Here is a 25,521-nt window from a genome sequence, read left to right as displayed (position 1 = left end):
CAATGCGGAAAGGGGCGGACCCGTGAAGAGGCAATAAACGAGTAAACATCCCAAAAGTGAGCCTGAAATAAGGAAAAGGTAGAAGAAGGCGCTTATCATCCGGCTTCTAAACATTGTTGTCCCTCCCTGGACTTTGCCGCTGCGCGCTGGCCTGCTTCGATGCAGCAGCACTGGTCATATCGGCCAGATGCTCAAGCTGCCTGATGGCCTCAGCCGGATCGCTGGGATAGCCAGGCAGGCTCACGAGGAACTGCGAGACCTTCTGATGCTCGTTACCTGCCGCGATCACGTCATCGACAAGCGTATCGCTCGTCAGATCGACGCCGGTTCCATCCAGGGCGTCTAGGAAGCCTGCTGTCCGCTGTTCGATATTGGTCATTGGTGTCCCCTCCCCAATTACGGCCGTGCGGTGACACCGGCCGTCTTCTTCGCCTCGGGCGTGACGGTCGCGGCGCTGGGCAAGTCGAGTGAAAAATCGTCGTCGTCGCCAAACCCCAGATCGGCTTCTTCCTCGGGTTCATCGATCTCGATGGGTTCCTCCGGCACGTCCTCATCCTTTCCTGCTTTTGCAGCCTGGGCGGCATTGGGGCTTTGACCCTTCGCCTTCAGCTGCTGGATTTCCGCCTCAACGGCGCGGTCGTATTCGCCCTTGGGCATCGTGCCCTCCTTTCCTGCCTTTACGGCCTTCGCGGCCTCTGCGGCCCTCTCTGCCGCCTTCCTGCGGCGCTCTTCCTGAAGCTCGGCAATCCAAGCCTTGTCGTCAGCCGGGGGCGCTGTCGGCACGGCCTCTGCCGTAGCAGGAGCGGGTTCGGGGGCCTGCTCCTGCTCTGGCGTGTCGTCCTCGATCAGCGCATCATCCTCATCCTCGGGCGTTGTCGCCGTGGTGACGGACGCTTTCGGAGCAGGAGCATCGCCGGCGGCTTTCGGCTCGGCCGGTTCCGGCTCCTGCCCTTCCAGCTCGGCATGAAGTTTCTTCGCTGCCGCAAGCTCCTGTTCGGTGGGGGCCGATAGGGTTCCGGGCGAGTTCCGGCGCTGGTGAACGCGGAGCGTAAGATCCTCGTTCGCCAGCTGCAAGTCATAATCAGCCGCGAGATGCACCACGCGCTCTTTGAAATCTTCGGTCCCGGAAACCTTGACGACGCCCCACCGCATCTGGGCGAGCTGGAGCGAGGCCAGGAGAGCGATGTCGTCGTCGTAGGCCGGGACAAAGATGTTCTTGCCATCATCGATGAAGGACGGCTTCCCGCTCTTGCCCTCGACGTGAAACGCGACTTCCTTTCCCTGAATCTTTGCCTGGAAAAGGCGAATGTCCTGCACCAGCTCTTCGGGCTTGCCCTCGGCCGCGCGCAGCTTCGCCTGGTGATGGGCTTCCTCGATTGCCAGCGTCAGGGCGTTCACCGCGACCTCGGGCGGGGTGCGGCCGAACATGCTGCTCTTCTGGGCTGCGAGATCATCCATTTCCTGGCGGTGCCGCCGCTGCAAGGCTGCGAACTCGGCCCGTCGCCGCGCCATTTCGTGCTCGGCCCGGTCCTCGACCTGGTTCTCAAGCTGCGTCCGCGATGCAAGGCGGCGCGGATCGCGCCCGTCCGAGAAGAAGTTCTCGCCGTGATCGAAAGCCATAGTGTCGTCTCCCCATAAGGGGCGTCATCAGTGGATGATGCGCCGGTCTGATTTCTTGATGGCGATGGGCTTATCCGAAGCCGCGAAGACGGTTTCGGGATCGAAGTCGAGCGCATCGCTGGGATTGAGCGCGCTCTTCAGGTCGTTCTTCTCGGCCTGCCGTTGGGCCTCTGCCCTGTCGATCTCACGGTATAGGGCATCCAGATTGAAAGAAGCGCCTGTATCATCGACCACGTTCGCGCGATGATAGCCCGCGATGAACTCTTTGGTGACGAACCGAGCCGCTTGTCGCGACAGGTCATTCGACGTGCGGCGCAGAAAAGGCTTGTGGATCGGAGCGCCAATAGCCTTCTCGGCTTTGAAGTGCTCCCACATGCCCATGGAATCGACCGTGCTGATCGGCTTGCCCAGATCAAGCAGGAAGCGCCAATGGTGGATCTCGACAAACCGCATCCAGCGCCAGACTCCGGGAGGATAGACACCCATCTGCCGGGTCCGTTCGACAAGGGTGCCCATCAGGCCAAAGCAGAAAGCGTTGGCCTTCATCAGCCGGGTGCATTCCTCGGCCGCTTCGACCAGGCGCTCCATCACTTTGTCCAGGTAAGCGCGCTCGGCAGCGGTAGCAGGCGGCGCATCCTTCCAGACGAACCGCGTCTTCTCGTCCTGGGCGACCGGCCAGCGCTTGCGATCTTCGAGCCGGTGCGTCGTCAGCACGTCCCACATCAAATCGCGGGCCTTTTTCACGGTCTTCATCACGTCGCCGCGACGGGCTTCCTTCCCGTCCACGGTCACGGTTTCATCTAGATATTCCGCCAGCGTCACGAGATCGATCGATCCCGCCGCCTCGGATTTCTTGCCCTTCTTCTTGCCGCGCCCCTTGGCCTGGTTCTCGTGCCAGAGGCTGTTCTCGGAAGCCCGGTGCTTGTCGCTGTCAAAGCCCAGGCGAAGCCGGTGGCCCTCGGCCTTCTTCATGGCGTTCAGCTCGGCCCAGACTTCATCTGGAAACTTGTGCAGATCAAGGACGGCCCGGACATAGGCTTTTTCCTCGTAGAAGATCGAATAATGAACCCGCGCGATGGCCGGGGCCATGACCAGGACCATGTAGAAGGGCAACTCATCGACCGCCTTCCGAACCGCGTCCAGGTCGTTCATGTTTGGCATATCCACGAAGGGGTTGCGCGGCCCGAAGGTGCGCGCGAAGAACGCCTGGATGCCCGGCTTGTCCACTTCTAGATAGGCGAAGGGCAGCGGCTCGGGGAAATCCGTGTTGACATTCGCGTCAGCCCATTCCGATGGCTTGCCGATCCGCTTGATAAAGCCGTTCTCGTTCAGAAAATTCAGGGGATGGTAGGGAAGCCGCCCTGCCCCACGGATCGAGGACAAGGCATAATCCTTGTAATCCAGCACGAAGCGCACGGCAGGTTTGAAAATGGCGAATTTCCCGAGCATCGTCATCATCGACGGCGGCTCTTTATGGGTGATGTAGGCGTCCAGGTGCTCGGTCGTAACCTTGTTGTGGGCCATCATGCCGAGGGTGAACACGCCGATCCCAGCGAGAACAGCGGTCGGGATCGCACTCTTCATGAGCGTCCAGATGCTGTAATATTCTTGATCGGTTTCCGCGATCAGCTGCCGCGCCTGGGGAAAGAGGTTATCCCAGAGCGTGGCGAACTGGATCGTGCGGATGGCCTTGTAGGCGTCGATCAGGAGTTGCGGCTTCGCAATCCAGAAAATGGCGAAGAGGACCGCCGAAAAGAAGACGGACATGGCAATAAGTATGCCATACATCTCCAACTCTTGTTGCCGTTTGCTCTTCACCGCCATGCTTTGTTACTCCGCGAAAAAAGTGCTGACCTTGATGTCGAATAGATCCATGGCAACCGGGTCCGATCCGTCATAGCCAAGCAGCGCCTCTGCGATGCCCGAGCGGACCAAGGCGTGAGAGAACTGCTCTCGATAGGATCTCGGAACGCCGCCCTCGTGATATGCCCACCGGAGCAGCAATGCCGGGGTGCGCTTGCGCACCAGAAAGTTCGTGTCCGCCATGAGAGATTCCAGCGCCCTCGGCCCGAGGCTTTCATGACGGACCACATCCCAGACAAGCGCGATCAGGTCGTCGTTCCGCTTCGGCTGGTTGGCGGCTTCCTTCTTCGGAGCAGCCCGGACGTAATCTTGAATGGACGTGCCGGGTAGCAGCTGAATATCTCCGGTAATGACCAGCTCTTCAAATCGCTCGCGCTGCTGGGAAGGGATACCCTTGCGCTCACCCTGCACCCACGGCCAGATCGACGGAGATTTCCGCTCGAAGAGCGTTGCGAACTCAGTTCTCGCCTGTTTGGTATCGCCAAAGTTATGCCGGATCAGCGCAAGGACATTCGCGCCGAGGCGGGTGTTTTCTTTTTCGTCGGTCAAGTAAGGCACCTCCAGATGCTAAAGGCGGACATGAATAGCCCGTGTCTCCTTGGATGGCGGCAACCGTAGCATAGGGCCACAGTTGCCGCAGCCGCCCTTACGTTTTGGTGCCGACAAAATATTCCACGACAACGAAGGTCAGGACCGAGAAGACGGCCGTGCAGCCGCCGATGATGATGCTCGCCAACGCCACACCCTTGCTCGTGCGCCCGGATTCGTCCTGGTTTGCCTTGTGCAGCAGCCAGAAGCCGAAGAGCGCGACGCCGAGGCCGAGGGGCGCTGCCCAGACGATCAGCACGTCAGCGATCTTCTCGGCAGCGCCCTTGGCCGAGTCAGCGTCCAGCGTGGTCGCCTGGGCAGCTGTGCGCGCGTCCTCGACCTGCTGGATCGGGTTCAGAACGTCAGCGGTCTGTGCCGCCGCCCGTTGCGACATGACTGTCAGTGTCGTGACGGCATAGACGTAGAGCGCCAAGGGCGCATCCTTGATTGCATTCCAGAGTTTCATGGATCTCACCTTTCTTGTGGTCGGAAAAAATTATGCTGCCTTGGACTCGACAAAATCTCGGATCAGCGTCGAAGCGATTTCGGCGTAGATACCGAGATCCTCTTCATCCCCGGACTGGTCGAGCTTCCATTGCTCGACGTAATCCACCGCCGTTCCTCGGGGGAATCGCGTCACCAGCAGCTTCAGTGCGCGTTCCAGGCCCAACTTGTTGACCAGAGCCTTCCGCAGAAGGCGGTTTTGGGTCGTCGTATCCAGTGCCCATAGGAGGGTGGGCGCCAGATGGTTGTAGATGCGGAGCCAATGGAAATTCGTCTTCAGCTTCGCACCGATCACGAAGGCCGCGCCCATATTGGGGCGAGGCCCGTGAAGCTCTTGCAGTTGCTCAATTACGGCGTCCGAGAAGCCGAACTGATCCTGCAATTTGCGCCGGGTTGCATTGTCGGTCGCATCGAGAAGCACGATGGTCGAGGCCAGTTCCGTAAAAGCCTGGAAGTCATCGATCTTCTGGGAAGCCAGCATGATCTCAAGGCCCCATTTCCGGCCCTCTCGCGCCATCACCTCGACAGAGTTGACGATGGATGGCGTGGAGCCGGTGTTGTGGAACTCGTCCATGGCGAAGCGCTTCGGGGTCTCCGCAATGTCCTGGAAGCGCTTGCGCCAGTAGGTCTGATCCCACATTCTCCAAGTAAGTCGCTGATTTCGCTGTCGTAATCGTGATATTTCGCATATAAATCATGGCGTTGACGGCTGCGAGGGGCGCGTTTCATGGATCACCTGGAGGGTGCGGGCTTGGCGCGGGGAGATCGGGTTGATTTCGACCGCCGTGTGCGTCTGGAGTTCCGTGGTGCGCAGATCAGTTCAGACGGTGGCCTGCTGGTGATGCGCGAGCTTGATGACGTGCTCGGCCTGTCCAATCTGGCGTCGGAGGCGCTGCGAGACAGCCGCACCGGGAAGAACACGCTCCATCGGCTTGACGGATTGTTCCGGCAATCGGTGTTCGGACGACTGGCCGGATACGAGGATGTGAACGATGCCGACCGCTTGGCCCTCGATCCCGTGATGCGTCAGGTCGTTGGCGGCAGGGCCGTCGAGGCGCAAGCTGCTTCGGCATCGCAGATGGGACGGTTCGAGACCGAGACGCTGGCTCTGGCCGCGAACCGGGCGGCGCTGGCCGATCTGAACGGCCAATGGATCGACCGGTTTCATGACCGCAACGGGTTGAAATACATCGTGCTGGACATGGACAGCTCGGTCAGCCCCACCCACGGCGATCAGGAAGGTGCTGCCTGGAACGGGCATTTCGACTGCACCTGCTATCACCCCATCTTCTTGTTCAACCAGTTTGGCATGCTGGAGCGCTGCGCCCTGCGTAACGGCAATGTCCACAGCGCCGATGGCTGGCGGGATGTCCTTGATCCCGTCATTGCCCGATATGCTGGCCGCGACCTTGGTGGACGCTTCTTCCGGGCCGACGCTGCCTACGCGATCCCCGCGATCTATATGCGGCTGGAAGAAGCCAGGTTCTTCTACGCCATCCGTCTGCCCGCCAACGCCGTCTTGCGCGAGAAGATCGCGCATCGGCTGACACGGCCCGTGGGACGGCCTTCGCTGACCAAGGTCAAACGGTTCTTCGAGGACTTCGAGTATCAGGCGGCGTCCTGGGACAAGCCGCGCCGCGTCATCGCCAAGATCGAATGGCATCCGGGCGAGCTGTTCCCCAAAGTCGGCTTCATCGTCACCAACCTGCCGATGGAGCCAGACTGGGTGGTGAGGTTCTACAACCAGCGCGGCACCGCAGAGCAGCACATCAAGGAAGGCAAATATGCCTTTCGCTGGACGCGGCTGTCATGCCGGAAGTTCCGGCACAACGAGGTGCGGCTGCAACTGCACGCGCTGGCCTACAACCTGGCAACCTTCCTGCGCTGCATCGAACTGCCCGAGGCCATGGCGGACTGGTCGTTGACCAGCCTGCAACTCAAGCTGATCAAGATCGGCGCCCGCGTCGTCCGCCACGCCCGCGCCATTACCTTCCAGTTGGCCGAGGTCGCCGTCACCGGCCCGATGGTGCGGGCCGTCCTTGCCGCCATCCGCCGTCTTCGAACGCCTCCGTCATGCGCATGACCACGATCCATGCCCAAGCTGAACGAAAGCGGCAGGACAGGTCCGTCTGCCGCGCGGAAAAGCGGCTCTGCCGGGCCAGAATGCTGCGGGTTCGAGGCTTGATCCACCCGACTTCGGCCGTTTGCGCGACGACAGACACCGCTCGGGGCGAAAAACGCTTGCCCAGCGAGCAAAATCAGGCGATCTTGAAGTCAAGCGGCAGGCCACTTGGGGAATGTCGGCTGATAGATGTCCCGCAGCTTCCCTTCCGGGAACGACATGGCTGGAATATCGTCCTCGTTGCCGCTGATCTGGCGCAGGAAGAGCTGTGCCGCGCACATATACATGAGGGAGTTGTTGCGAACGACGCCACGTTCCCTGGACGATCCGCGGATCACCACATCGTTGAGGTCGATGGCACAGATACGGGCTTCGCCAATATCCAGCGTGGTCGGCCGGGAGAAGATCGGAAACTGCTCGATAGCCCCCAGGATGCGCAGGTTGGCTTCCTTGGTATAATCCTCCCCGAAATCCTGACGGAACACGTTGCCGGTAACGACACGAGCGAGGTCTTCAAGCAGCGGCGAAGCGTAGCGCTGGGCCACCATGGCCTCGCGATACAGGCCCCGCTCTGCCAGTTGATCCACGATCTGCCACCAGCGCGTCGTCTCGCGAAGAGCAATGCCATGCTGGGCACAGAGCACATCGATCTGGGGGCACATGCCCTCTTGCCATCGTTTCGCCTGGTTGGAGATCTCCAGGTCGGACAGTTCGGCATAGAGCTGCTTGACCGCCGCAGCGACGAAATCGCGGTTCGCCCGGCCGTCATCGTCGGCCAGGATTTCGGTCACGAAGGCTTCAATCACCTGCCGCTGCTGATCGGTCGGCTTGCGATTACCAAGCGTCAGTTCCAGCATGTTGATGCAGGTCGCGCTGTCATGCCGGTCGTTCTTCAGCTTCACCAGCAGCATCTGGTGACGCATGGAATCGGGAGCCATCGCCCTGACCAGTTCAATGAAGCCAGAAGAGGAAGGGCCAATGTCCACGACGCCGATGAATGGCAGGACCGTTCCCGGCGTGAACACTGCGAACTCTGCATTGGTGCGGTTCAGAAAGACCGACTTACCCGACCCCGGTGGGGCCGAAATAAGCGTCAGCCAGAAATTCTGATCCGGGGAATGCGCCTGGAGCGGGACGGGCTTGCCTTCGGGCGAGATCATCACAGATTGCCCTTTGGGATAGATCGAAGCCGTCCGATGGAAAGGCCACGACAGCGACAGCTCGGTGATTGCTCCGGCAGCCTGTTTTGCAACCTTGGCAGTTCGGGTCATGCCTGCGGCCGTCTCGGCAAGCGCCCGCATGGGATCGCCAGCGACCTCGATGATCGTGGGGCTGTTCCAGCTCTCCAGCGCTCTCACAAGCCGAGACCGCCGCTGCGTCAGCAGCTCGCGGTTCTCATGAGGCTCAACCCACGTCACCGCCATGAGGCGAGCGCCGACGAAGGTTTCCCTATCGCCCTGTTTAAGCGCGCGAACCTCCATATTGGCCAGGCGTTTCTGTTCATTCATCGGTGACAGAAAGGCCATCATCGTGTTCATGACATCGGCCAGCGGGGAGATTTTTACCCCCCCGCTCAAATGGAGCGCGTAGCGCCAGGGGATGTCCTCCTCGCCCTGGCCATCGTAGCGTTCCAGCTTCGAGGCAAGGAGATTGAACAGCGGCATCTGGCGCGGGAACATCGAGGCAAAGACGACAGCGTATGAACGACCGCCGAAATCCACGGAGCGCATATCCGACTTCGCCTTTGCGGCGCTGGTCATGATTTGCTGCGACAGCGGCGGCGCGAACAGGCCGGAAAGATCCTTGGTGGCATACTCCTTCAGCTCATAGGACGTGCGCTCGAAGGTGGTCTGGGGCGTCCAGTTCTCCGGGGTCTCGTGGAACAGCAGGGCGCGACGGACAGCGGCCAGGTCGCGGCGCGTGGTGTCCGTGCTGTCGCTCAGCAGCTCCGCCTTGATCTTCGCGCTACGCAGCGCGTCGAGAATGCCGCCGACGAACGACATATGGGGGCCTTCGAGGTTCTGAACCGCGATCAGCGGATTCATCGCCGTGGGCGTATTGATGCGGCCCCAGGTGGCGCGATTCTCGGCAAACTCCGCGTTGGTCTCTTCGGGATAGCCCGCCCCGATGCCCGTCCAGCAGGCGATCAGGATTTCTTCATAGACGATGCGTTCCTTGAGGACCGTCAGGGTTTCCTCGACCAGAACGGATGCGTTCAGCTTCTTTGCCTGCGCCTCGCGCTGACGCTCACGGCGGAAGCGCTCGACATATTCGGAATTGTTGAGCGATCTCTCGAAGGTGATCGTCAGGGAGTGGTGCGGCCCGCGCAGCAGCGCGCCTATGCTCTGCGCAGCCACAGCCATACGCTTCTGGAACTCGTTGGCCGAGGCGATGCTGTCGCAGCCGTGGACGCGGATGATCGAGCAGTTTGCGTGATCGTGCGCGGTGAAATAGGGCTTCGCGCGGTCGAAGCCGTGCAGATCGCAATATTCGTCGGAAAAGGCCATCTTATGCGGCTCCCTTAATGCTGCTCGATCACAAGAATGTCGGGCAGCGTGTCGAAAACGGTGCTGCTGATGTCGTCCAGCTCGGCTTTCGAGCATTGCAAGACACGGATCAGGGCAGTGCGTCCGGCCTGTTCGCGGCGCTTCAGTTCATCCTCGATCCGCCGTTCGGCGTCTCGGGAATACTTCCCCTCCTGATCGCCGCGCTCGATGCTCTGCCAAAGGCTGTGCATCCTCTGAACGAGATCCTTTGCGGCCTGGCGGTCATCGTCCGTCAGGAACTCAGTGTCTTCGGCCGAGACCGGGCCAGTGTAGTAGTAGAAACGGCGGGTCATGCCGGACTCCACAGCAGCGAAGCAAAGCCGTAGATCAGACCCGATACCGAGATCAGACCGGCGAGTATGACCGCCATGATGTGGCCCCACGGCACGTCTTCCCCACCGTTCTCCCGCACATGCCGAGCCATGCGGATGAACGAGTTCAGGGACATAGCCAGGCCGAGAACCGACAGCCCGATGATAATCACGGTGAATGCCAAGCCTATCCATGCCGTCCCAGCCTGGAACACGTCACCCAAATCGCGGGATTCCTCTTCCATCAGCGCCCTGCCCTTACTGCACCTGGCCGAAGGTCAGACCTTCGAGGAATACGATGGAGAGGCCGAAGCCTGCCGGGGCGGTGACGGTCGGTTTTCGCCGGAAGCCCTGCGCTGCGGCCGAGGCCATTTCGTCACCGATGGGCTTTACCGCGCCCATGGCGATAGCGGCCTTGTCTGCATCACTGAACTTGTCGTCGGGGTAGCGGTCGGTGGTGGTGCCATCACCGATGATGATGACGTTATCGGCCCGGTCATATTTGTTCTCGATGATCCGGGTTCCGACATCGCCCACGCCCTTGATGAAGCCGGAGACGAGCAGCGAAGAATAGCGCGAGAGCGTATGACGGTTTACGTTCTTGAAAACGCCGACGCGCAGCTGATCCGCACTGATGCCCATCGCCTGGATCGGCACGACGCGACCGTCCTGCAAGATCAGCTTGTCGAACTCCATGACGGCGCTTTCGGTCGATAGCCGGAGGGTGCCTTGCACCCGTGCGCCGTTCAGGAAAGCAGAACTTGCCGGGCCGTAATCATGCAGCTGGGCGAAAACCGGCAGCTGGGCCGCGTCGTCGCTGTTGAACCCATACATGAGCGTGGCGTAGCGCTGATCCCCCGGCAGAATGAGGGTTCCTGCGTCGAACGCCTGTGCATTGCGGGCGGTGTCGTAGATCCGCGAATTGTTGTCGATCCCGATTGCGGATTGCGCGACCTGGTAGGGCTGTCGCCAGTCGTATTCGGCATCATGATCCTTCGAGAGCGCAGCAAAGGCCCCGCCCCCGATGGCATCCTGCAAAGCGCCCTCGATGTAAGAAGATGGCGTGTTCGGATCGATGGTCCGCATGACGCCCCCGGAAGTGTCGTTCGACGGTTGCGAAGACGACTGTTCGGGCAGCGTGATCCTCGGGGCCGGATCGGGAAGCCCGGTCCCGGTGCTGGTATTCGTCATGCTCGCCGCAGGCTCCGGCAGGCCCGACACAGGCAAGCCAGCGGTTCCGCCACCCTGTCCCGTGCGGTTTCCTCGCCCGGTTGAGAACTGCTGGATCGTCATGGGTGTGAAACCCGTATTCCCCTTGTCCGGGAAGGTCTGGATACTCACGCCGTAAGTGCGATTTGCGGTCAGGGCGCGGCGCAGCATCGCATCCATGAACGGATCGGTGGTATTCGTTGCCGTAGCTTCCGATCCTTGATCGGGCACCTTATATTCGCGCTCTGGCGGCTTGACCGGCTCGATCACCGCCTGCTCCAGCTCTTCCGGCGTCGGCCGGTCTTCCTGATCGACCAGCGCCGATGCCATCGGGTCCGAACTGTCTCCTGAGCTGCCCTCCAGCTGGATAACAGGCGGGGCGGTATAGGCCGGAACGTCACCGACCTGGCGAATTTCCTCTTCCGCGATCCGGCGATTGCTGGTCGCGCGCCGGGCGGCCTCGTCCTCATCGGCAATGACCTGGAACGGATCGGCGTTGGACTCGGGAAGCTGTCGCGGTAGTCTCTGTTGGCTCACACCACCGGCGAAGTTCTCGCCTTCCTTGTCCGATGCCACCATGTTCATGCCGATGATCGCGGCGAAGGCGACCACGACACCCCCGCTTACAAGCGCAATAGTTTTCATATTGGCCATTGGTGATGCCTCCGGTCAGTAATCTGCGGTGAGGGAAAATTCCTGGCCGGTCTGCGCGTCAGACACGATCAGGCTGTTCACGGGCTTGTTGTAGCGCCAGACATTCACCGCCCCCGAGCTGCTGGACGCCGAGGCATCGGCGGTCGGGTTGATCGGGCGGTAGCGACCTCGGACATAGAGCTGTCCGTTATAGACGTAGCCCTCGATGTTCGGCGCACCGAGCATCTGAACGAACCGAGCACCGCGCGGCGGGGTGCCGTTCACGAAATCGGTCAGGAATCGGTCCGGCTGGAAGCCCGTGCGATCCACATTGTTCTGCGGCAGCGCCGACGCGGCAGCGGTAGCATTCGCCACGGCTGTCGGGCTGCGGCCGGGGACTGTAACGGATAGCGTCACGTCCCGCTTCATTGCGCTCTGATTGGTGCCGGGCGAGACGAGCAGGAGGCCGAGCGCGGCCGGAGCGCCTTGCAGTTGCACCGAAATATTCGAGCTGCGGTCGCGGCAGAGCGACAGATAGATCACGTTGCCGCTGCTATCTTGCGTTTTTGCGCCCTGTTCACTCTCGCTCGCGCATTGTGATCCGTTCACCGAGACCATGGATGCCTGGTGGACCACCTTCTCAACAGGCCAAGGATTTCCCGAGCTGTCGATAAAGGCCACATCGGTGATGACGCCCAGGCCCGGATAGATCGGGGTGACACCGCCCGAGGAACGATCAACTGGATTGATCGTCAGCCGCCGCGAAGCATAATCAGGGAACTCATTGGATGCGCCATCATCGACCTCAACCGTGACCATGGCATCCACGGTGGGCCGTTCCTCTCTCGACCCTGCCTTGGCAGAAAAGATAATCGGCTGCGATGCACCCTGGACCGTGACGTTGACCGTTCCCTGCGCCCAGAACTGGCACGGATAGATATTCAGCGTGTTGCCGTTGCCTTGGGCGCCCCGGCTCTGGCGCTGGCCATCTCCCACGCACCCATCGCCGTTCACTGAAAAGACGTTGGGGTCATGCACCACGTCCGAGATCGGCAGAGGACGGAACTGATCGTCCACGAAGGCCACAGCCGTAATAATGCCCTGTCCGAGCGTAAGCGGCTCTGGACTGGCAGGGGTGCCTTTCGACCTGATACGAACCGCTCTCATGGAGAGTTCCGGGGGATTCGCAAAGGAATAGCCGGTTTTCGACCGTTCGCTTTGGGCATCGAGCGTCTTATCGTTCAGCTCTTGCAGCCGCTTGCCCAATTCCTCGGGCGTGAGGCCCTGATTTGCGTTGAGGAAGGTTTGCAGCTCTTCGGGGGACAAGTTCAGGTCTTGTGCCTGAGTCGAGGTCGCGCCGAGAAGGGCGAGGACAAGCCCAATCGCTGTCATATGCCGCTTGAACATCACTTGTTCTCCCCGTGTGTAATAGCGGTCATTGAGACGACGCTATCGATTGCGATGCCGTTAGGGTTCTTTGGCGTGGGGTCCACGCGGAGGACGGTCATGTGGATGACCCGCCTTTCAGACCTGCGGTCTGCGCCAGACTGATAGCTGACGGTTATGGGAACCTCGACTTTCCAGAACATCCGGCCATGATCGATGCCGGTGTTCTGGATCAGCGCTGCGCCATCGGTGACGGCCGAGACGACATAGAAGTTTCGCTGGACCTCGCGAGGGAAGTTCGACTTGGAGAAGCCGTCGATAAAATCCCGCCCACCCTCCGGTGTGAAATAGCTCTGCGTCGCGCGAAGCAAATCTTCACGCCAGTCTACAAAATCGAAGGTGTGGACACTGACGGCAGCGCGGGCCGCGAAATCCGCCAGCAGAGCTTCGTTGATGGGGTCCGTGAGCGTCCGCGCATAGGCTGAACCTGCCCCGAGAAGGGCGAAGGCAAGCCCAATCGCTGTCATGTGCCGCTTGAACATCTACTTCCTCCGGGCATTGGTGTTTTGAACGGAGACAAAGCCGTCGATGGCGACTCCGTTGGGGTTGGCGGGCGTGGGGTCCACGCGCAGAACGGTCAACTGGATGATCCGGCGTTCGGCCTTGTAGTCGGCACCGAACCGATAGGTGATCGTGATCGGAACCTCGACTTTCCAGAACATCCGGCCATGATCGATCCCGGTGCTCTCGATCAGCGGAGCGCCATCGGTGACGGCCGAGACGACATAGAAGTTGCGCTGGACCTGGCGAAGGATGTTCGACCGGGCGAACGAGTCGATGAAATAGCGCCCCCCAACCGGCGTGAAGTAGTTCTGCACCGCATAGGACAGGTTCTCGCGCCAGTTGATGTAGTCATAGGTATGGACACTGATCGCGGCGCGGGCCGCGAAATCAGCCAGGAGCGCTTGCGAGATATTCGGCTCTGTGAGCGGGATCGCCTCACAGACCGCCTTCGCGTCCTGCGTCCAAACCCATTGCGTCTTGGGGTAGGAATTGAACGCGATAATCAAGGCGAGGTTGACAAGCAGCGAAACGACCAGCGCGACCGCCATGCCGATCAGGGCAACGAGCGTGAAGCGTTTCTGGGAGCGAAGATGGCTGTCACGGACTTCGATCTCCGCATGAACGTCCATCGTCATCGGCTATCCTTCGGAAATGGGAGCAAGAGGCTCCAGAACGGGTGTTGAGGGGGTTTCCGGGGCCTCTTCGGCTCCAGCCTGCGCTGCCTCTGCGGTTGCAGGTGAGCAGCCGTATGAGCTGCCGTCAGCGACGTAGGGAACTTCTTCGATCCGGCTCATCAGAAGCGCGTAGAAGCCTCCCGCACAGAGCAGCGAAATGGCGTTGGCTACCAAGAGGCCATAGACCCAGGAGCGCAGACCGGCGATCCGCATGATCCGCACGGACGGCGGCTCTGGCAGTTCGGGCTGCTCCAGCGCCGGAAGTTTCAGCGCGAGCAGTTCTTCCTTGCGCTTGCCAAAGCCGAAGAGCCTCACGATCCGTAGGCCCCCAGCAGTTCGCCGCTATCGCCGGGCATGTTCTTGGCGGGATCGGCCTTGTCGTATCCGCGCGTGAGCGTCACCGTGCCGTCCTCGCGCGGGACCAGGAAGGTGGGGACCGCCAGCCTGTCTTCCGAACCCTGGTAGATCGCCCGCAGGATGGAGAAATTGTCTTGCAGCTGACCTTGGGTTTCGGTCGTGGCGGTGGCCTGCGGAACCTCTCCGGCCACGACAGATGCGACCGCATCCTTGCCAGGCAAGGTCTTCATGCCTTCGATCAGGTTGGAGACGGTCTGCATGTCGCTGACGGCCGCGACCGGAATCCAGTGGATCTTGGCCTTGCCGTTCAGCTCCGCCATGGCGTTCTTGCAATACGGGCAGGTGGGATCGAAAAAGGCGTAGATCGGCTGTTCGTGCTCTGCTTCGCCCTCCGCGACAATCGAACTTGCCTTCGATAGCACATCGAGAATGCCGCTCGCGCTTTCGGCGTCGGCCAGGACCGGCGCGATGGCGCGAGGAACGTCATTTTCGTTGAGCGAAGACTGGATAGGCGCAGGGGCCTGGATCAGGGGAACCTGTTCGGCCAGATCCATGGAGGGCGCAGCGCCATAAGGAATCTGGTTTGTCGGCCCCGGCGCGGCCTGTGCAGCCTGCTGACCCTCAAGAAACTGAACCTTCGCGTAGAGGTGGCCCGCGAAGAAACCACCGCTTCCGGCCATTGCGATCAGGGCGACAGCGCTACCGGCGAGCAGGCCGATTTTGGCATTTGACATTGAGTAAACTCCCGATTGACCAGAAAACTATACCGGCCCATTCGTGAGTTTACAATCTGTTTTTAGATAGATTGATGCCGCCTGAAACACTCATCGAGACCGCCTGCCCCGCTTACCTTCCAGAAGTCCAAATTCGTGAAAATGCTGCCTGGAAGAGATCCAGGCAGATGGCTTGATCTGGGAAACGGCCAGCGTCGGATCAGCCCACCGCCTGCGCGCCAGCTCAGGCTGATCCTCCGGGATTTAGCCCCTTTTCGGCTTTCGCCTTGGATGAACCCCGCGCGGACCTAAGGCGTAGTAGAGAACATGGGCCTTTATGCCAAAACGCTCTGCGATCTCTGCAACGGTCAACGTCGGATCGGTCCACAACTTGCGCGCCAGCTCAAGCTGATCCTCCGGGATTGAACTCGTTGCGGTCTTGCGCCTCGGATGAACTCCCCGTGGACCCAAGGCTTTGTAGAGAGTAAGGGCCTTTATGCCAGAGCGCTCCGCGATCTCTGCAACGGTCACAGTCGGATCGGTCCACAACTTGCGCGCCACTTCCAGACGGGCAGGGTCTGGCCCTGGTCTGCGATAGGAAAACGGCCTTCGCCCGAGGACGTGACGAAGCCGCCCTTCGGTGATGCCTGTGGACGCGACTATCGCGGTCATGGGGATCATCGGATCGGTCCACATCTTGCGAGCCTGCTCAATAATTTCCGCTGTCATGGGCTTGCCCGGCTTGTATCTGGCTTTCCGAAAACCCAGCTCGCGGCGAAGTCGTGTGACAGACAGGTTGAGCACCGCCGCAATCTCGCCTTGCGTCAGCGCAGGATTGTCCCACATCTTGCGGGCCTTCTCCCGCAACTTGGAATCCATCTTCGTGCGGCGCTTGGCTCTGTTCTGCCGAGCGCCGCGTCCGGGCTTAGGACCAAGCTCTGCATACAGGGTGGCGGCTCCTATGCCGGTGACATCCGCGATCAAACGCACGGGCACAGCAGGATCAGTCCACATTTCTCGGGCCTGTTCCAAACGGGCTGGATTGGGCTTCTTCCCCGTCGCTAGGTCCTTCGCTTGCCCCAAAGTCGAGGGTCGAGCACCCAACTCGCGGGTAAGCCTGTAGGGCGATATACCAACTGCATCTGCTACTTGCCGCGCAGACAGCGTTGGGTCTGCCCATAACGGCTGGGCCTTTTCGCGCCAGTCCGGGATCAGGTAGGCGTGGCCACCTTGCTTCGCTACCCGCTCCGGCTTCGCGGAAAGGATCGCTGCCATTTCGGCGTGTGACAATGGTGCGACATCATCCGCCCTGAAAATCTTGGCGTTCTTCGATGGCTGCGCAACCAACCTTCGGTCGCCAAGCTGCTCGATCAGGCTGCTCAAAGGTATCCCTGTCAGGAGCGCTATCGCCGGGCTTGTGAACTGCGCCTCTTGCCAGAGCAGCTTTGCGACAGCCAAAGGGTCAGGCATATCCGTGCTCCCCCGAAGCCGTTGTTCCTGTCCGGGCGCTTTCTTCTTCATGGGCTGGCCTGCCCAAGATCTAAGGCTTGAACGAAGCGCCAGGCTTGGCGCTGGGCCGCGCCTGGGCGCGCTTCTCCAGTTCGGTCACATAGGATTTCTCCGCAATGAGCCGCTGCTTCGTCTCGCTCAGCGCATGAGCCGCGTTTCGCATTTCCTCTGGCGGGACGAACATTGAGCGATTGACCAGCGTGTCATAGTGCTTGGTGGCATCCTCGTTCCAGACACGGCTGCCGAACTCAGCATTGTATTCGCGGCGCAAGCCGCGCCTCGCCTCGTTATAGCTGGATTGGAACTGCGTCTCGACCTTGGCCTGCTTGCTCGCCGCGGATTCGAGGATTTCCCGAGCCTTTTCGTAGTCCTTCGCCTCGATGCTCGCCGTCGCCTCATTCACGGTATCGATCACGTCCAGGGACCGCTCTCGAATGGGCGCGACCGCCTTGTCCCAGATCGTTTCCGCCTTCCCTTCCAGCTTGCGCAATACTGCGTCGGGTGTCGGGGATCGCTCGAACCCCTTGAAAGCGGCCACGCGCATGTCGTGATCCGGCTGGCTCGAAACTTGCAGCTCGGCCAGGATTTCCTGCCGTTCTGTCTGCTGGACCTCGGCCGCGAACAGTATGAGCGCCTGTTCGACGGCATCGCCCCGCACAGGCTCTGACTTCAGATCGTCTGCCGTCAGATCCCGTCGAACCAGCCCTCGTTCCTGAAGCATCTTCAGGTAGGGGGAGTCTGGCTGGATTGCCTGGTCAAAAAGGGCCTTAACGGACGACGACATAGGTGCTCCGAGTTCTTCTTTTGTATGCTCTGGTCTTGACTACTCAATATGCTCTCAGTTTGTCTTTAGATAAAGGGTCTTGTGTCCACCAACTTTTCCGTCAGGCAGCAGAGTTCCGCACAAAGTCGAACAGCAGCGCGTAGCCTATCGGCATGGCGATGCTCCTCTGGAAGCAGAACTTCACTGCCGCAACCGAGCAGCCTGCCCATAGCATCATCGCCGCGTTTTCCCCGCCAGCTGGGGATTTCTCGCCCTCGAATCGTATATCGGTCAGCTTGCAGCCGAACAGCGCTCTATCATCCTCTGCCAGCTGGGCAACTGGTGCAAAAAGATAGGTCTGGGGTCGGACGCGCAAATAGAACTCTCGCGCAAGCGCGTAAAATATCGGGGAAAATGTATCCTCCCTATACCAGAAATCGTTGATGACCATGGACGCGGCCCGGCCTTCTTCCGTGAGCGATTCGCGCTCTGGAACAAGCCTTGGTGCGTTCGGGACCACGAACTCCACTGCATCCGCGTGGCTCAAGCCGTCCACAACCTCGGCCAGCCCAGACGCGATCACGTCGCAGGCCGCATCGCCATCCTTCACGCTCAATGTCTCGAAGACGGCCTCGAAGACGGCCGCCTCAAATACTTCTATCGCACCAGCCATTTGTTGCCCTTCACGAAGCGGGTGAACATCATGCGCACCCACTCGAACGGAGTGATCTTCCATTTTGACTTTAGATAGATGACGAAGCCCAGATAGGCCAGCCACAGCACGAAGACGGGACGCCAGACCCCCAGCGCGAGGGCCGGAACCATGGCTGGCAGGCCAAGCAGAATGGAAGCGTGTAGACCGGCCACGGTCGTCGGAGCGCTGGTAAAGCGCCAGCGTTCGGACACGATCACGTCCGCCCGGTCGAAATCGTCATCTTTGCTCAAAGCGACATCCCCCTGCCCGCCCACCGTCGCCCGGTCTGCCCGGTATCGACATGGGTGAAGTTGCGATAGCGGCCGAGGCCCGAGACATTCAGGGCCGAAGCCATGCGATAAACGTCAGTCGGCGGGAAGCTCCGCAGGTTGAAGTCGCTCGCCCGGCCGATGCAGTGATACGAATTGCGTGCCGCCCCCTCGATGGTGGCGTTGCGGCGCTCGGTTCGGAACCCGGAGTTCATGTCGATCCGGCAGGGAGCGCCTGCGTTCATCGACAGGTTCGTCTGGATGTTCGCCAGGAAGGTGAACAGCATCGGGTCGATATAGACCGCCGCGTCTCCGTCCTTCCAGTCGCGCCACAGCCAGGAGAGCATCTTGACAGCCTGGGGATCATAGCGCCGCCCATCCCAATGTCGGATCGTCAACTCTTCGCCCTTCGAGTTGCGAATCCACAGCCGGTCATAACCGACCTCGGACCAGGGAGAGGCTTCGCCTGCCTTGGGCAACGCATACGAGCCAAGAGCGGCCACGATGCCGAAGACGAGGCCGCGCCGCGTAAGATCATACGCCATCTTCTTCACCATAGGTTTTGTAGAGGGTCAGGCGCTGGCCATCGTCCAGAAGGCCAGCGTCGTAGGCTTCATCGATAGAGGTCCGCATGGAGCGGCCGTTCGCGGGGTTCTGGATCAGCTGACGCAGCACCTCGATATGGCCGGAATATCCAGCCGCCAGCAAAGCTCGCTTGTCGTCGTTGGTGAGATAGAGCCAGTCGCGCAGCACGGTCATCTGATCCGTGTCGCGCACTCGCACCCTGATCTGCGACATGAACAGCCGCGAGGTGTTGACGAGCGCGGCGAACACCTGGTCGTATTGGGCGACCGGAAAGTTCTGGACGAGCCGTTGGAGGATCTCGATGCTGCTGTTCGCGTGAGTGGTGCCAAAGAGAGGGTGGCCACCTGACGCCAGTTCGTTTGCAGCCATGATCGTTTCGGTGTCGCGGATTTCCCCGATGATTGTCAGCTTCGGGTGCCGACGCAGAGCATTGCGGACACCAGCGGCAAAAGACGGCAGGTGAGTGCCGATTTCGCATTGCATGACGCGGGAATGGCGTGACCTAATGGTGTGGAACAGGTATTCCGTGGGAGCGGAGTATTCGAGGATGTTCCCCTTGATGGCGGTGTCGCCTTCCAGGATTTCGCGGATGCAGGCTGAGAAGGTGGTCGATTTCCCGGAGCCGGTGGGACCGGCGATCAGGAACGAACCTTGCGTGACTGCAAAGCGGTCCCGCAGCGTCTCGGGGAAGCCAACCTGATCCAGCGTCATCGGCACAGCGTTGATCCGACGCAGGGTCGCATCGAAACCGAGGCCATTGCCCGCAAAGCCGCCCGTGATGTTCAGACGGAAGCGATGCTGGATCGGTTCGCCATGCTCATCGCGCTCATCCGGGTCATCGACCGTGATGGCCTTGTCGAAATCGGTCCCGCTGCCAACCTTGCCGATCACGGCATCTTGGCCGGTGATCTTCTTGAGGATGCGTTCGACCTGGCTTCCGTTCAGGGTATAGCGCGTCACCGACCTCATCTCGCCCAAGTGCTCGATCTGCACCGGGTTGTCAGTCGTGATGAAAACGTCATCGACTTTCATCCGGGCCATTGCCGCGAGCAGCGGGATGATCGCGTTCGGGTCCGACAGGTGCGGACCCGAATAGTCGATGGGATCTCCTGCCCACATCGGCTTAGCGCCTTTGCCGGAACTTCGGCGCGACCTGGAGCCGCAGGGTGCGTTCGCCCTGGTGCGCGCGAGTGCCGCCTTCGGTCACACGCCAACGCGAAACCTCGGTCTGGAGGTTGGGGAGAGAAACCACGCCCTGCTTGGCCAGGTCGTGGTAGCGCAGCATCCCGCCATAGTCGCGGTTGAGGATGTTCCAGCCGGTGACAAAGCCCCGCCGCGCTTCGGTGATCCCGGCATACCAGCCCGTCGAGGCCCCCTCGCGCCACGCCTTCTCTTCCTCGGCCGTCTCGACCGACAGCCCTTGCGGTGCCGCGATAGGCTGGACCGGCAGGGCCAGATATTCCTGCCAGTTCGGCGGATTCATCGACAGCCGTGCATCCTTCACGATCTCGAAGGAACTGTTGGAGAAGTAGAGCAGCTGGCCCGATGCTTCCTGGATGTTGTTGATCCGGGTGATGACGGGCGGGATCACATACTGCTGGATCATCACGCGCCGGAAATCGTAGCGGTTGTTGAGCAGCTGAACGTAGCGCTGCTTGACCACCGCGTTGATCCGCTCGGCCTCGTCGGCATATCCAGCACGGATGCCGACGCCGCGCGCCGCGTCGTAGATCACGCGCAGCTTGGGATCGGACGGCACGAAGCTCTGGGTCTTCCTGAAGAAGCTGCTGTTGGGGTTCACGATGTCGTTGTATTTGACCCCCCTCGCGGGAGCATTGACGGTTCCGAGCACGAAGGAACTGGTTTCGTCTTCCAGGCCCTTGCAGACGCTCTGGTTCTTGTTTGTCGGGTCAGAGCAATCCGGGGCCGAAGCCACCATGGGCGTTCCCGGCACGGGCAGTTGTTGAGCGCCAGCGACCGTCCCGAAGACAGCGGCGGCACATGCAGCGATCAGAGTGCGCTTCAAGATCATATCGGCCTCTATTTGATTTTGGGCGTGGGCGGATTGGACAGAAGCGAGTCCGCCTCGATGCTCGCGTGATGCTTCGAGCGGACCCGCTCGAAGGTCGAATAGTTGTGGCTGGACGAAAAATGCCGGTCGAACTCTGCACGGTCGAAGTCCTGCATCCGCTCCCAGGCTATGGTGAGCATCGCCCTGACAGCAGCGCTGGAGCGCATCCGCACGGCGCTATCAACGAACTCGCTGATCCCCGCTTCGACCTCACTTTCGGGATTGAGATACGTCTTCACATGACGCAGCTGCGCTTTACGGCCCCGCTTTGCCATTACGAGCGCCCTCCCCCATTCGCAGCTGATGCCGTCCTCGCCTTGAGAAGACCCCGCACCGGAGCCATGCTCGGGTCCGCAACAGAGAGGACGGCATCAGCTGGAAGGCCCTCGGCAACGATGCCGCCAAGAACGTGGGTGCCCCCGCCGACAAAGAGAACGTGGTCAACGGTCTTCGCCTCGATCTCGGCTTTCAGCTGATCGAGACCGGCGTTCATGAGCATGACGCCCACAGCCCGAGCCGATCCTGCGATCAGCTCGGCAACATCAGTCCGGGCGCCCGCGACGATGATAGATGGATCGGTGGCGAGCCTGGGCAGATCGATCACGTCCCGATAGCCGTGCTGCTCGACAAGCCTCGCGTCGATTTCGGCAATGACTGTCTCGACGCCGATGGGAAATTCGCGATACCGGCTCATCTCCAGGGTCGGCAGCGGCTCGCCGGTCCACTCGACGTAGTGAACCCGCGTCCCCGTCACCCCGAGGTCCACCACCGCGATAGTCGCCCCGACTTCGACATGATTCCTGGTGAACTCGCCAAGATCATCCAGCGCCGCCTCGCTCGAAGTGATGGCGAGATCGTAGATGCCCCAGACGGCCTCGGGACTGGTCGTGATCTGACCGAGCTTCCATGCCGATTGAGCCGGGCGACCGGATGTCATGCCAATGGTCGAGACCGCCATCTTGAGCAGGGTGGCTTCGGCCTCTCGAAGCTTCGCCGTATTATCCTCGCCACCGGAAAAGAGGGCCGTCGCGGGCTGCGTCAGGATGACGTTCGTTTTCCCCTTGATGTCGATCTTGGCCATCGCGTGTTCGACAAGCACTCGACGCCGTGCGTTGGCCGGATCGCGGAAGCTAGATGGGTTGGTCGGAAACAGGCCGTGCTTCTGTGCAAGAACGGAATAGATCTGGAAGTTGGCTGTGGTCTTGCCAATGCAGTAGACGCCTGCCGCCTGCTCGCTGACGATGCCGCGCACAACCGCCGAGGGGTAGCTATCGCCCAGAATCTGGTTGCCAACCAGAGCGGCAACCTTCGTCGTGGCGAGGCCCGTATCGATCACGACCAGCATCAGTAACCCGCATACCCGCCAGAGCTATTGATGACGCGATTGACGAATTGTTCGGTCGTCTCGTCGGGTTTGATGGCTCCCTGATTGGTGCTCGCGCAGGCCGAGAGGGCGCACAGGGCGATGACGATTACCAGCTTCTTCATGGTCCGTTTCTCCGGGATTTGGGATACTCGATCCCCCCGGACGATAAGCGGCAATCAATCTAAATACAATACGGAATTTTATGGAATATGTCGGAAAACACTGGCATTTTTTCGCGTCCTACTGTAGTCTAGTGTAGCAACTATCCCCCCGTTAGTGTATGTTAATCAGATGCACGAGAATACCATTCTGGCCTACACCACAAATGCCAACCGGATCACCGCCGAAGTGGCGGAAAAGTTCGGCCGCGTGACCGTTCAGACCTACTTCGACTACCTGATGGAGAAGTCGGCCGAGCTTTGCACAAACACGATCCGCATCTACAAGCGGTCGGTCTGCTACGCCCTTGAATCCGAGGGCCGGGACCGCGAGGCGGATGAACTGCGAGGCATGTTCGATGAGGTGGATAATCCGGCGCGCGGGCGGAAGCTTAAGCTGGTCCGCAGGGTTCCTCACAACATCTTCGAGCGGACTCTGTTCACCCTGCGCGAGAGTAAGTCGAAGACGTGGCAGCAGGCCGCCGATCTTCTTGTAGCGACGGCGATCACGGGATTGCGGCCATCGGAATGGGCGAACGCCACCCTCAAGGGGCGGCTTCTGACGGTGCCCAACGCGAAGCATTCGGAGCTTCGAGGCAACGGCGAAGAACGCGAGCTTGAGCTGTTGGATACCATCACGGTTGAAGAGCGCGCGGCCATCGAGAATACGATGAAGCTGATCCGGGCCAAGGGCTACAAGACCGTCCGACCAAACCTCGCCGTGGCGTTCAAAGCAGCGCTGGGCGAGGCCATCAGGCAGCTTGGGGAAAGCCGCTGGTTCCTGCGCCTGCGCATCTATGATTTCCGGCATCAGTTCAGTGCGGATGCCAAGCACGAGTGGGGGATAGGCACCGGCATGGTGGCGGCAGCTATGGGGCATTCTGTCGAGGATACCGCCGTGCAGCATTACGGCCGTCTCAAGCACGGCAAGGGCGGATTGAAGGTGCGCCCCTCTGCCGAAAGTATTGCGAAGGTCCGCAGGCTGTATCCGGTTCAGGGACCAACGCCCCCTGCCCTTACGCCGCCGACCTCCCCGGCTCCAGCTGGCGGCGGCAAGGTTCGCTTATCCTTCTGACCGGCCAGCGCACGATCATCCAAGAGAGATGACAAGGCCCCGAAGGCGGGTGCTTTCGGGGCCTGTCCTCAAGGCATATGCTTTTTATCAAATACAGCATATGCCTTATTTCATATGGTTTTGTGCGGATGACACCCTTGCCCGGCCTGTGGAGACAATAAGGATCGGAACAGGCCGGGCAAGGGCTTTACGCTTGTGAGGGATCGGATCGACCATGCACAAGGCCGAGGAACCGGCCAATCTCGTCCGCGATTTCGGTTGCCAGTTCCTCGCTGGAATTATGGTGCTGGTAGCTCCGCAGCGCGTGATACGCTGCGGTCAGAAGCTTCCGAGCCTCCGGGTCCGTGGCGGTATCCCCCGAACCTTGTGACAGCTCACGCAGGGCGTTTCTCGCGACGATTTTCGCTTGATCGAGGCTCCCGGCGCACTGGACATTGCGCAACGCTGCTTCCGCAATGCCCTTGTCGGTCATGGCAGAAAGCCCTTCGCTTCGAGAGCTTCGCGGATCAGGGACGAAACGGAAGCAGTGGTGTCGCGGTCGAGCGCCAGCTGTTTCAGGTGCTTTTTCTCCTTCGGGGAGCACATGAAAGCGATCCGATCAGTCCTGGAGTCGGCCGGATCGGCGCTTGGAGCCGCGTCAGAAGCCCCAGGAGCGCCAACAGGGCTTTCCGCGCCCCCTGCCCCGGCAGCAAGCCCTTCGGCCCTCCCTGTGGCCTCCTGGGGCTTCTGCGGGGCATTATCGCCCTTCTCCGACCCGCCGTTGACCGTTGCCCCCTTCTCGACGCCTGTGAGGCGACTCGTTCCCACGTTGAGAATGGCGCTTGCCAGCTTCGTCTTATCGGTTTTCGCCACCATCAGTTTTCCTCCTTTTCGAGTTCGGCAACAGCCTCTTCGGCAAACCGCTGCATGAAGGCTGCGGCCGGTGAAGTCGCCCTGTATTTGAAGACCGACGCTCCCATGAAGGTGGCTTCGGAAATCGCGGTGTATGTTGGAATGGAGTTATCGAAGGTCTTGATTTCCTTCTCTTTCAAAGCCGCCCTGAACCCGGCATAGAGGTTCGTCGCGAGATTGACCCGAGAGATCAATACGCGGACATTGGGCACCTTCCCCATCTGAGCAGCAATCGCCTGGATCTTGCCGTGGACCTCAATGGTCTGAACGAGATCGAAACGGCCGGTATTTGCTGGGATGATCGTGAGGTCAGCCACAGCCGACGCCGCAAGGGATGCCTGTGAATTGTAGCCGCCGCAGTCGATGATGACATAATCGTTGCCATCTTGGGCTTCCTCGATCTTGTCGATCATCGCACCAATCATCACCTGCGCCTGGTCCAGATCCTCTACACCGGCCGGATTCTCGAAGAAGTGCGTGGGAAACGGCAGGTTTTCGGGCGACCCCATGACGGCCTCGGTCAGCATCGCGCGTTCATCCGCGTCGATCAGCGCGACCTTTGCCCCTTTGGAGTGCAGATAGTCTGCAAGGTGGATGGCGGTTGTGGTTTTTCCGACGCCGCCTTTCGTCGTGTAGATCGTGATGACTTTGGGTTCCGACATCGTTTGCCCTCATGGCGTCTAAAGGTTTGATCCTACGGCCTTTTACTAGCTTTGTGACTGACCCCTGCCCCTCTGCACATATTTGTCTATGTGCATTCGGTAATATGGCAAGATGCCAATATTTGCTATGTTGCAGACCCCTCAATGCACATATGCCCATCGGGCATCCTTGGCACCTGCACATGCAGCTAGATGCACATAAGCCAACCCGCCCATTTGCCAACATGCACATTATCAACACGATGTAAAGGGCAAACTTAGCATGTTGCCATATGCGTATAGTGGTTTTGGCGACTATGCCACTATGCATTGTTTGCCTTGTTGCAACATGCGCATAGGTTCATATGTGTGCTCGCACCAATTAGCATTTTTGCATATTGTAATCATA

30 protein-coding genes are annotated in these 25,521 nt (G+C 60.3%); 2 read left to right on the top strand and 28 right to left on the bottom strand.

Annotation, left to right across the window (positions count from 1 at the left end):
* Positions 1–106 precede the first annotated feature (106 nt).
* The 6 genes from NBE95_RS20550 to NBE95_RS20525 form a co-directional block, all read right to left on the bottom strand.
* Positions 107–379, bottom strand: a complete 273-nt coding sequence (locus tag NBE95_RS20550; protein WP_289896716.1) for a hypothetical protein — start codon at positions 377–379, stop codon at positions 107–109.
* 17 nt (positions 380–396) lie between these two features.
* On the bottom strand, positions 397–1,620 hold the full coding sequence (locus tag NBE95_RS20545) for an LPD7 domain-containing protein (protein WP_289896715.1): 1,224 nt from the start codon (positions 1,618–1,620) through the stop codon (positions 397–399).
* 27 nt (positions 1,621–1,647) lie between these two features.
* The gene (locus NBE95_RS20540) at positions 1,648–3,444 is read right to left on the bottom strand and encodes a hypothetical protein (RefSeq protein ID WP_289896714.1); all 1,797 of its coding nucleotides are present in this window, start codon (positions 3,442–3,444) and stop codon (positions 1,648–1,650) included.
* A 6-nt stretch (positions 3,445–3,450) separates the two neighbouring features.
* Positions 3,451–4,032 (bottom strand): hypothetical protein, encoded by a 582-nt coding sequence (locus NBE95_RS20535; protein ID WP_289896713.1) that lies wholly within the window; start codon positions 4,030–4,032, stop codon positions 3,451–3,453.
* Positions 4,033–4,129: 97 nt separating this feature from the next.
* Positions 4,130–4,537 carry a hypothetical protein gene (locus NBE95_RS20530; protein WP_289896712.1) on the bottom strand — a complete coding sequence of 136 codons (408 nt, stop codon included), beginning with the start codon at positions 4,535–4,537 and terminating at the stop codon, positions 4,130–4,132.
* Between the two features lie 30 nt (positions 4,538–4,567).
* A complete protein-coding gene (locus tag NBE95_RS20525) occupies positions 4,568–5,215 on the bottom strand; it encodes a hypothetical protein (RefSeq protein ID WP_289896711.1) in 648 nt (215 codons plus the stop codon).
* 87 nt (positions 5,216–5,302) lie between these two features.
* On the opposite strand from NBE95_RS20525, the gene NBE95_RS20520 reads away from it, so the two are divergent.
* Positions 5,303–6,658: an IS1380-like element ISPme1 family transposase gene (locus NBE95_RS20520; protein ID WP_012112698.1), complete on the top strand. Its 1,356-nt coding sequence runs from the start codon at positions 5,303–5,305 to the stop codon at positions 6,656–6,658.
* 191 nt (positions 6,659–6,849) lie between these two features.
* On the opposite strand, the gene NBE95_RS20515 is transcribed toward NBE95_RS20520, so the two are convergent.
* From NBE95_RS20515 to NBE95_RS20425, 19 genes are all read right to left on the bottom strand, one after another.
* A complete protein-coding gene (locus NBE95_RS20515; protein WP_289896710.1) occupies positions 6,850–9,204 on the bottom strand; it encodes a hypothetical protein in 2,355 nt (784 codons plus the stop codon).
* 14 nt (positions 9,205–9,218) lie between these two features.
* A complete protein-coding gene (locus tag NBE95_RS20510; protein ID WP_289896709.1) occupies positions 9,219–9,536 on the bottom strand; it encodes a hypothetical protein in 318 nt (105 codons plus the stop codon).
* Positions 9,533–9,799: a hypothetical protein gene (locus NBE95_RS20505; protein ID WP_289896708.1), complete on the bottom strand. Its 267-nt coding sequence runs from the start codon at positions 9,797–9,799 to the stop codon at positions 9,533–9,535. Before NBE95_RS20505 ends, NBE95_RS20510 begins: the two co-directional genes overlap by 4 nt.
* Positions 9,800–9,812: 13 nt before the next feature.
* On the bottom strand, positions 9,813–11,417 hold the full coding sequence (locus NBE95_RS20500) for a DotG/IcmE/VirB10 family protein (protein WP_289896707.1): 1,605 nt from the start codon (positions 11,415–11,417) through the stop codon (positions 9,813–9,815).
* 15 nt (positions 11,418–11,432) lie between these two features.
* Entirely contained in the window at positions 11,433–12,803 is a 1,371-nt protein-coding gene (locus NBE95_RS20495) for a DotH/IcmK family type IV secretion protein (RefSeq protein WP_289896706.1), read from the bottom strand.
* Positions 12,803–13,324 (bottom strand): DotI/IcmL family type IV secretion protein, encoded by a 522-nt coding sequence (locus tag NBE95_RS20490; protein ID WP_289896705.1) that lies wholly within the window; start codon positions 13,322–13,324, stop codon positions 12,803–12,805. The genes NBE95_RS20495 and NBE95_RS20490 overlap by 1 nt, the downstream gene beginning before the upstream one ends.
* Positions 13,325–13,981 (bottom strand): DotI/IcmL family type IV secretion protein, encoded by a 657-nt coding sequence (locus NBE95_RS20485; protein ID WP_289896704.1) that lies wholly within the window; start codon positions 13,979–13,981, stop codon positions 13,325–13,327.
* Positions 13,982–13,984: 3 nt separating this feature from the next.
* On the bottom strand, positions 13,985–14,335 hold the full coding sequence (locus NBE95_RS20480; RefSeq protein WP_289896703.1) for a hypothetical protein: 351 nt from the start codon (positions 14,333–14,335) through the stop codon (positions 13,985–13,987).
* Positions 14,332–15,111: a hypothetical protein gene (locus tag NBE95_RS20475; protein WP_289896702.1), complete on the bottom strand. Its 780-nt coding sequence runs from the start codon at positions 15,109–15,111 to the stop codon at positions 14,332–14,334. The genes NBE95_RS20480 and NBE95_RS20475 overlap by 4 nt, the downstream gene beginning before the upstream one ends.
* 243 nt (positions 15,112–15,354) lie before the next feature.
* Entirely contained in the window at positions 15,355–16,611 is a 1,257-nt protein-coding gene (locus NBE95_RS20470) for a hypothetical protein (RefSeq protein WP_289896701.1), read from the bottom strand.
* A 19-nt stretch (positions 16,612–16,630) separates the two neighbouring features.
* Positions 16,631–17,383, bottom strand: a complete 753-nt coding sequence (locus NBE95_RS20465; RefSeq protein WP_289896700.1) for a hypothetical protein — start codon at positions 17,381–17,383, stop codon at positions 16,631–16,633.
* A 100-nt stretch (positions 17,384–17,483) separates the two neighbouring features.
* Positions 17,484–18,077: a hypothetical protein gene (locus NBE95_RS20460; RefSeq protein ID WP_289896699.1), complete on the bottom strand. Its 594-nt coding sequence runs from the start codon at positions 18,075–18,077 to the stop codon at positions 17,484–17,486.
* A complete protein-coding gene (locus tag NBE95_RS20455; RefSeq protein ID WP_289896698.1) occupies positions 18,020–18,307 on the bottom strand; it encodes a hypothetical protein in 288 nt (95 codons plus the stop codon). Before NBE95_RS20455 ends, NBE95_RS20460 begins: the two co-directional genes overlap by 58 nt.
* A complete protein-coding gene (locus NBE95_RS20450; protein WP_289896697.1) occupies positions 18,304–18,882 on the bottom strand; it encodes a DUF882 domain-containing protein in 579 nt (192 codons plus the stop codon). The genes NBE95_RS20455 and NBE95_RS20450 overlap by 4 nt, the downstream gene beginning before the upstream one ends.
* Positions 18,860–20,029 (bottom strand): ATPase, T2SS/T4P/T4SS family, encoded by a 1,170-nt coding sequence (locus tag NBE95_RS20445; RefSeq protein ID WP_289896696.1) that lies wholly within the window; start codon positions 20,027–20,029, stop codon positions 18,860–18,862. The genes NBE95_RS20450 and NBE95_RS20445 overlap by 23 nt, the downstream gene beginning before the upstream one ends.
* 4 nt (positions 20,030–20,033) lie before the next feature.
* Positions 20,034–20,942 carry a type IV secretory system conjugative DNA transfer family protein gene (locus NBE95_RS20440; RefSeq protein ID WP_289896695.1) on the bottom strand — a complete coding sequence of 303 codons (909 nt, stop codon included), beginning with the start codon at positions 20,940–20,942 and terminating at the stop codon, positions 20,034–20,036.
* Positions 20,943–20,950: 8 nt separating this feature from the next.
* Positions 20,951–21,256, bottom strand: a complete 306-nt coding sequence (locus tag NBE95_RS20435) for a hypothetical protein (protein ID WP_289896694.1) — start codon at positions 21,254–21,256, stop codon at positions 20,951–20,953.
* Positions 21,256–22,326 carry a hypothetical protein gene (locus NBE95_RS20430; protein ID WP_289896693.1) on the bottom strand — a complete coding sequence of 357 codons (1,071 nt, stop codon included), beginning with the start codon at positions 22,324–22,326 and terminating at the stop codon, positions 21,256–21,258. Before NBE95_RS20430 ends, NBE95_RS20435 begins: the two co-directional genes overlap by 1 nt.
* Positions 22,326–22,469 carry a hypothetical protein gene (locus tag NBE95_RS20425; protein WP_289896692.1) on the bottom strand — a complete coding sequence of 48 codons (144 nt, stop codon included), beginning with the start codon at positions 22,467–22,469 and terminating at the stop codon, positions 22,326–22,328. The genes NBE95_RS20430 and NBE95_RS20425 overlap by 1 nt, the downstream gene beginning before the upstream one ends.
* Positions 22,470–22,638: 169 nt before the next feature.
* On the opposite strand from NBE95_RS20425, the gene NBE95_RS20420 reads away from it, so the two are divergent.
* Positions 22,639–23,580, top strand: a complete 942-nt coding sequence (locus tag NBE95_RS20420) for a hypothetical protein (protein ID WP_289896691.1) — start codon at positions 22,639–22,641, stop codon at positions 23,578–23,580.
* A 187-nt stretch (positions 23,581–23,767) separates the two neighbouring features.
* Here NBE95_RS20420 and NBE95_RS20415 read toward each other — a convergent pair whose 3' ends face one another.
* The 3 genes from NBE95_RS20415 to NBE95_RS20405 are packed head-to-tail and all read right to left on the bottom strand — an operon-like array spanning position 23,768 to position 25,133.
* The gene (locus NBE95_RS20415) at positions 23,768–24,052 is read right to left on the bottom strand and encodes a hypothetical protein (RefSeq protein ID WP_289896690.1); all 285 of its coding nucleotides are present in this window, start codon (positions 24,050–24,052) and stop codon (positions 23,768–23,770) included.
* A complete protein-coding gene (locus tag NBE95_RS20410) occupies positions 24,049–24,435 on the bottom strand; it encodes a hypothetical protein (protein WP_289896689.1) in 387 nt (128 codons plus the stop codon). Before NBE95_RS20410 ends, NBE95_RS20415 begins: the two co-directional genes overlap by 4 nt.
* Positions 24,435–25,133, bottom strand: a complete 699-nt coding sequence (locus NBE95_RS20405; RefSeq protein WP_289896688.1) for a ParA family protein — start codon at positions 25,131–25,133, stop codon at positions 24,435–24,437. Before NBE95_RS20405 ends, NBE95_RS20410 begins: the two co-directional genes overlap by 1 nt.
* Positions 25,134–25,521 lie beyond the last annotated feature (388 nt).

The organism is Paracoccus sp. TOH (genome assembly GCF_030388245.1).
Lineage (GTDB): Bacteria > Pseudomonadota > Alphaproteobacteria > Rhodobacterales > Rhodobacteraceae > Paracoccus > Paracoccus simplex.
This window is presented reverse-complemented; position numbering and strand designations above follow the sequence as displayed.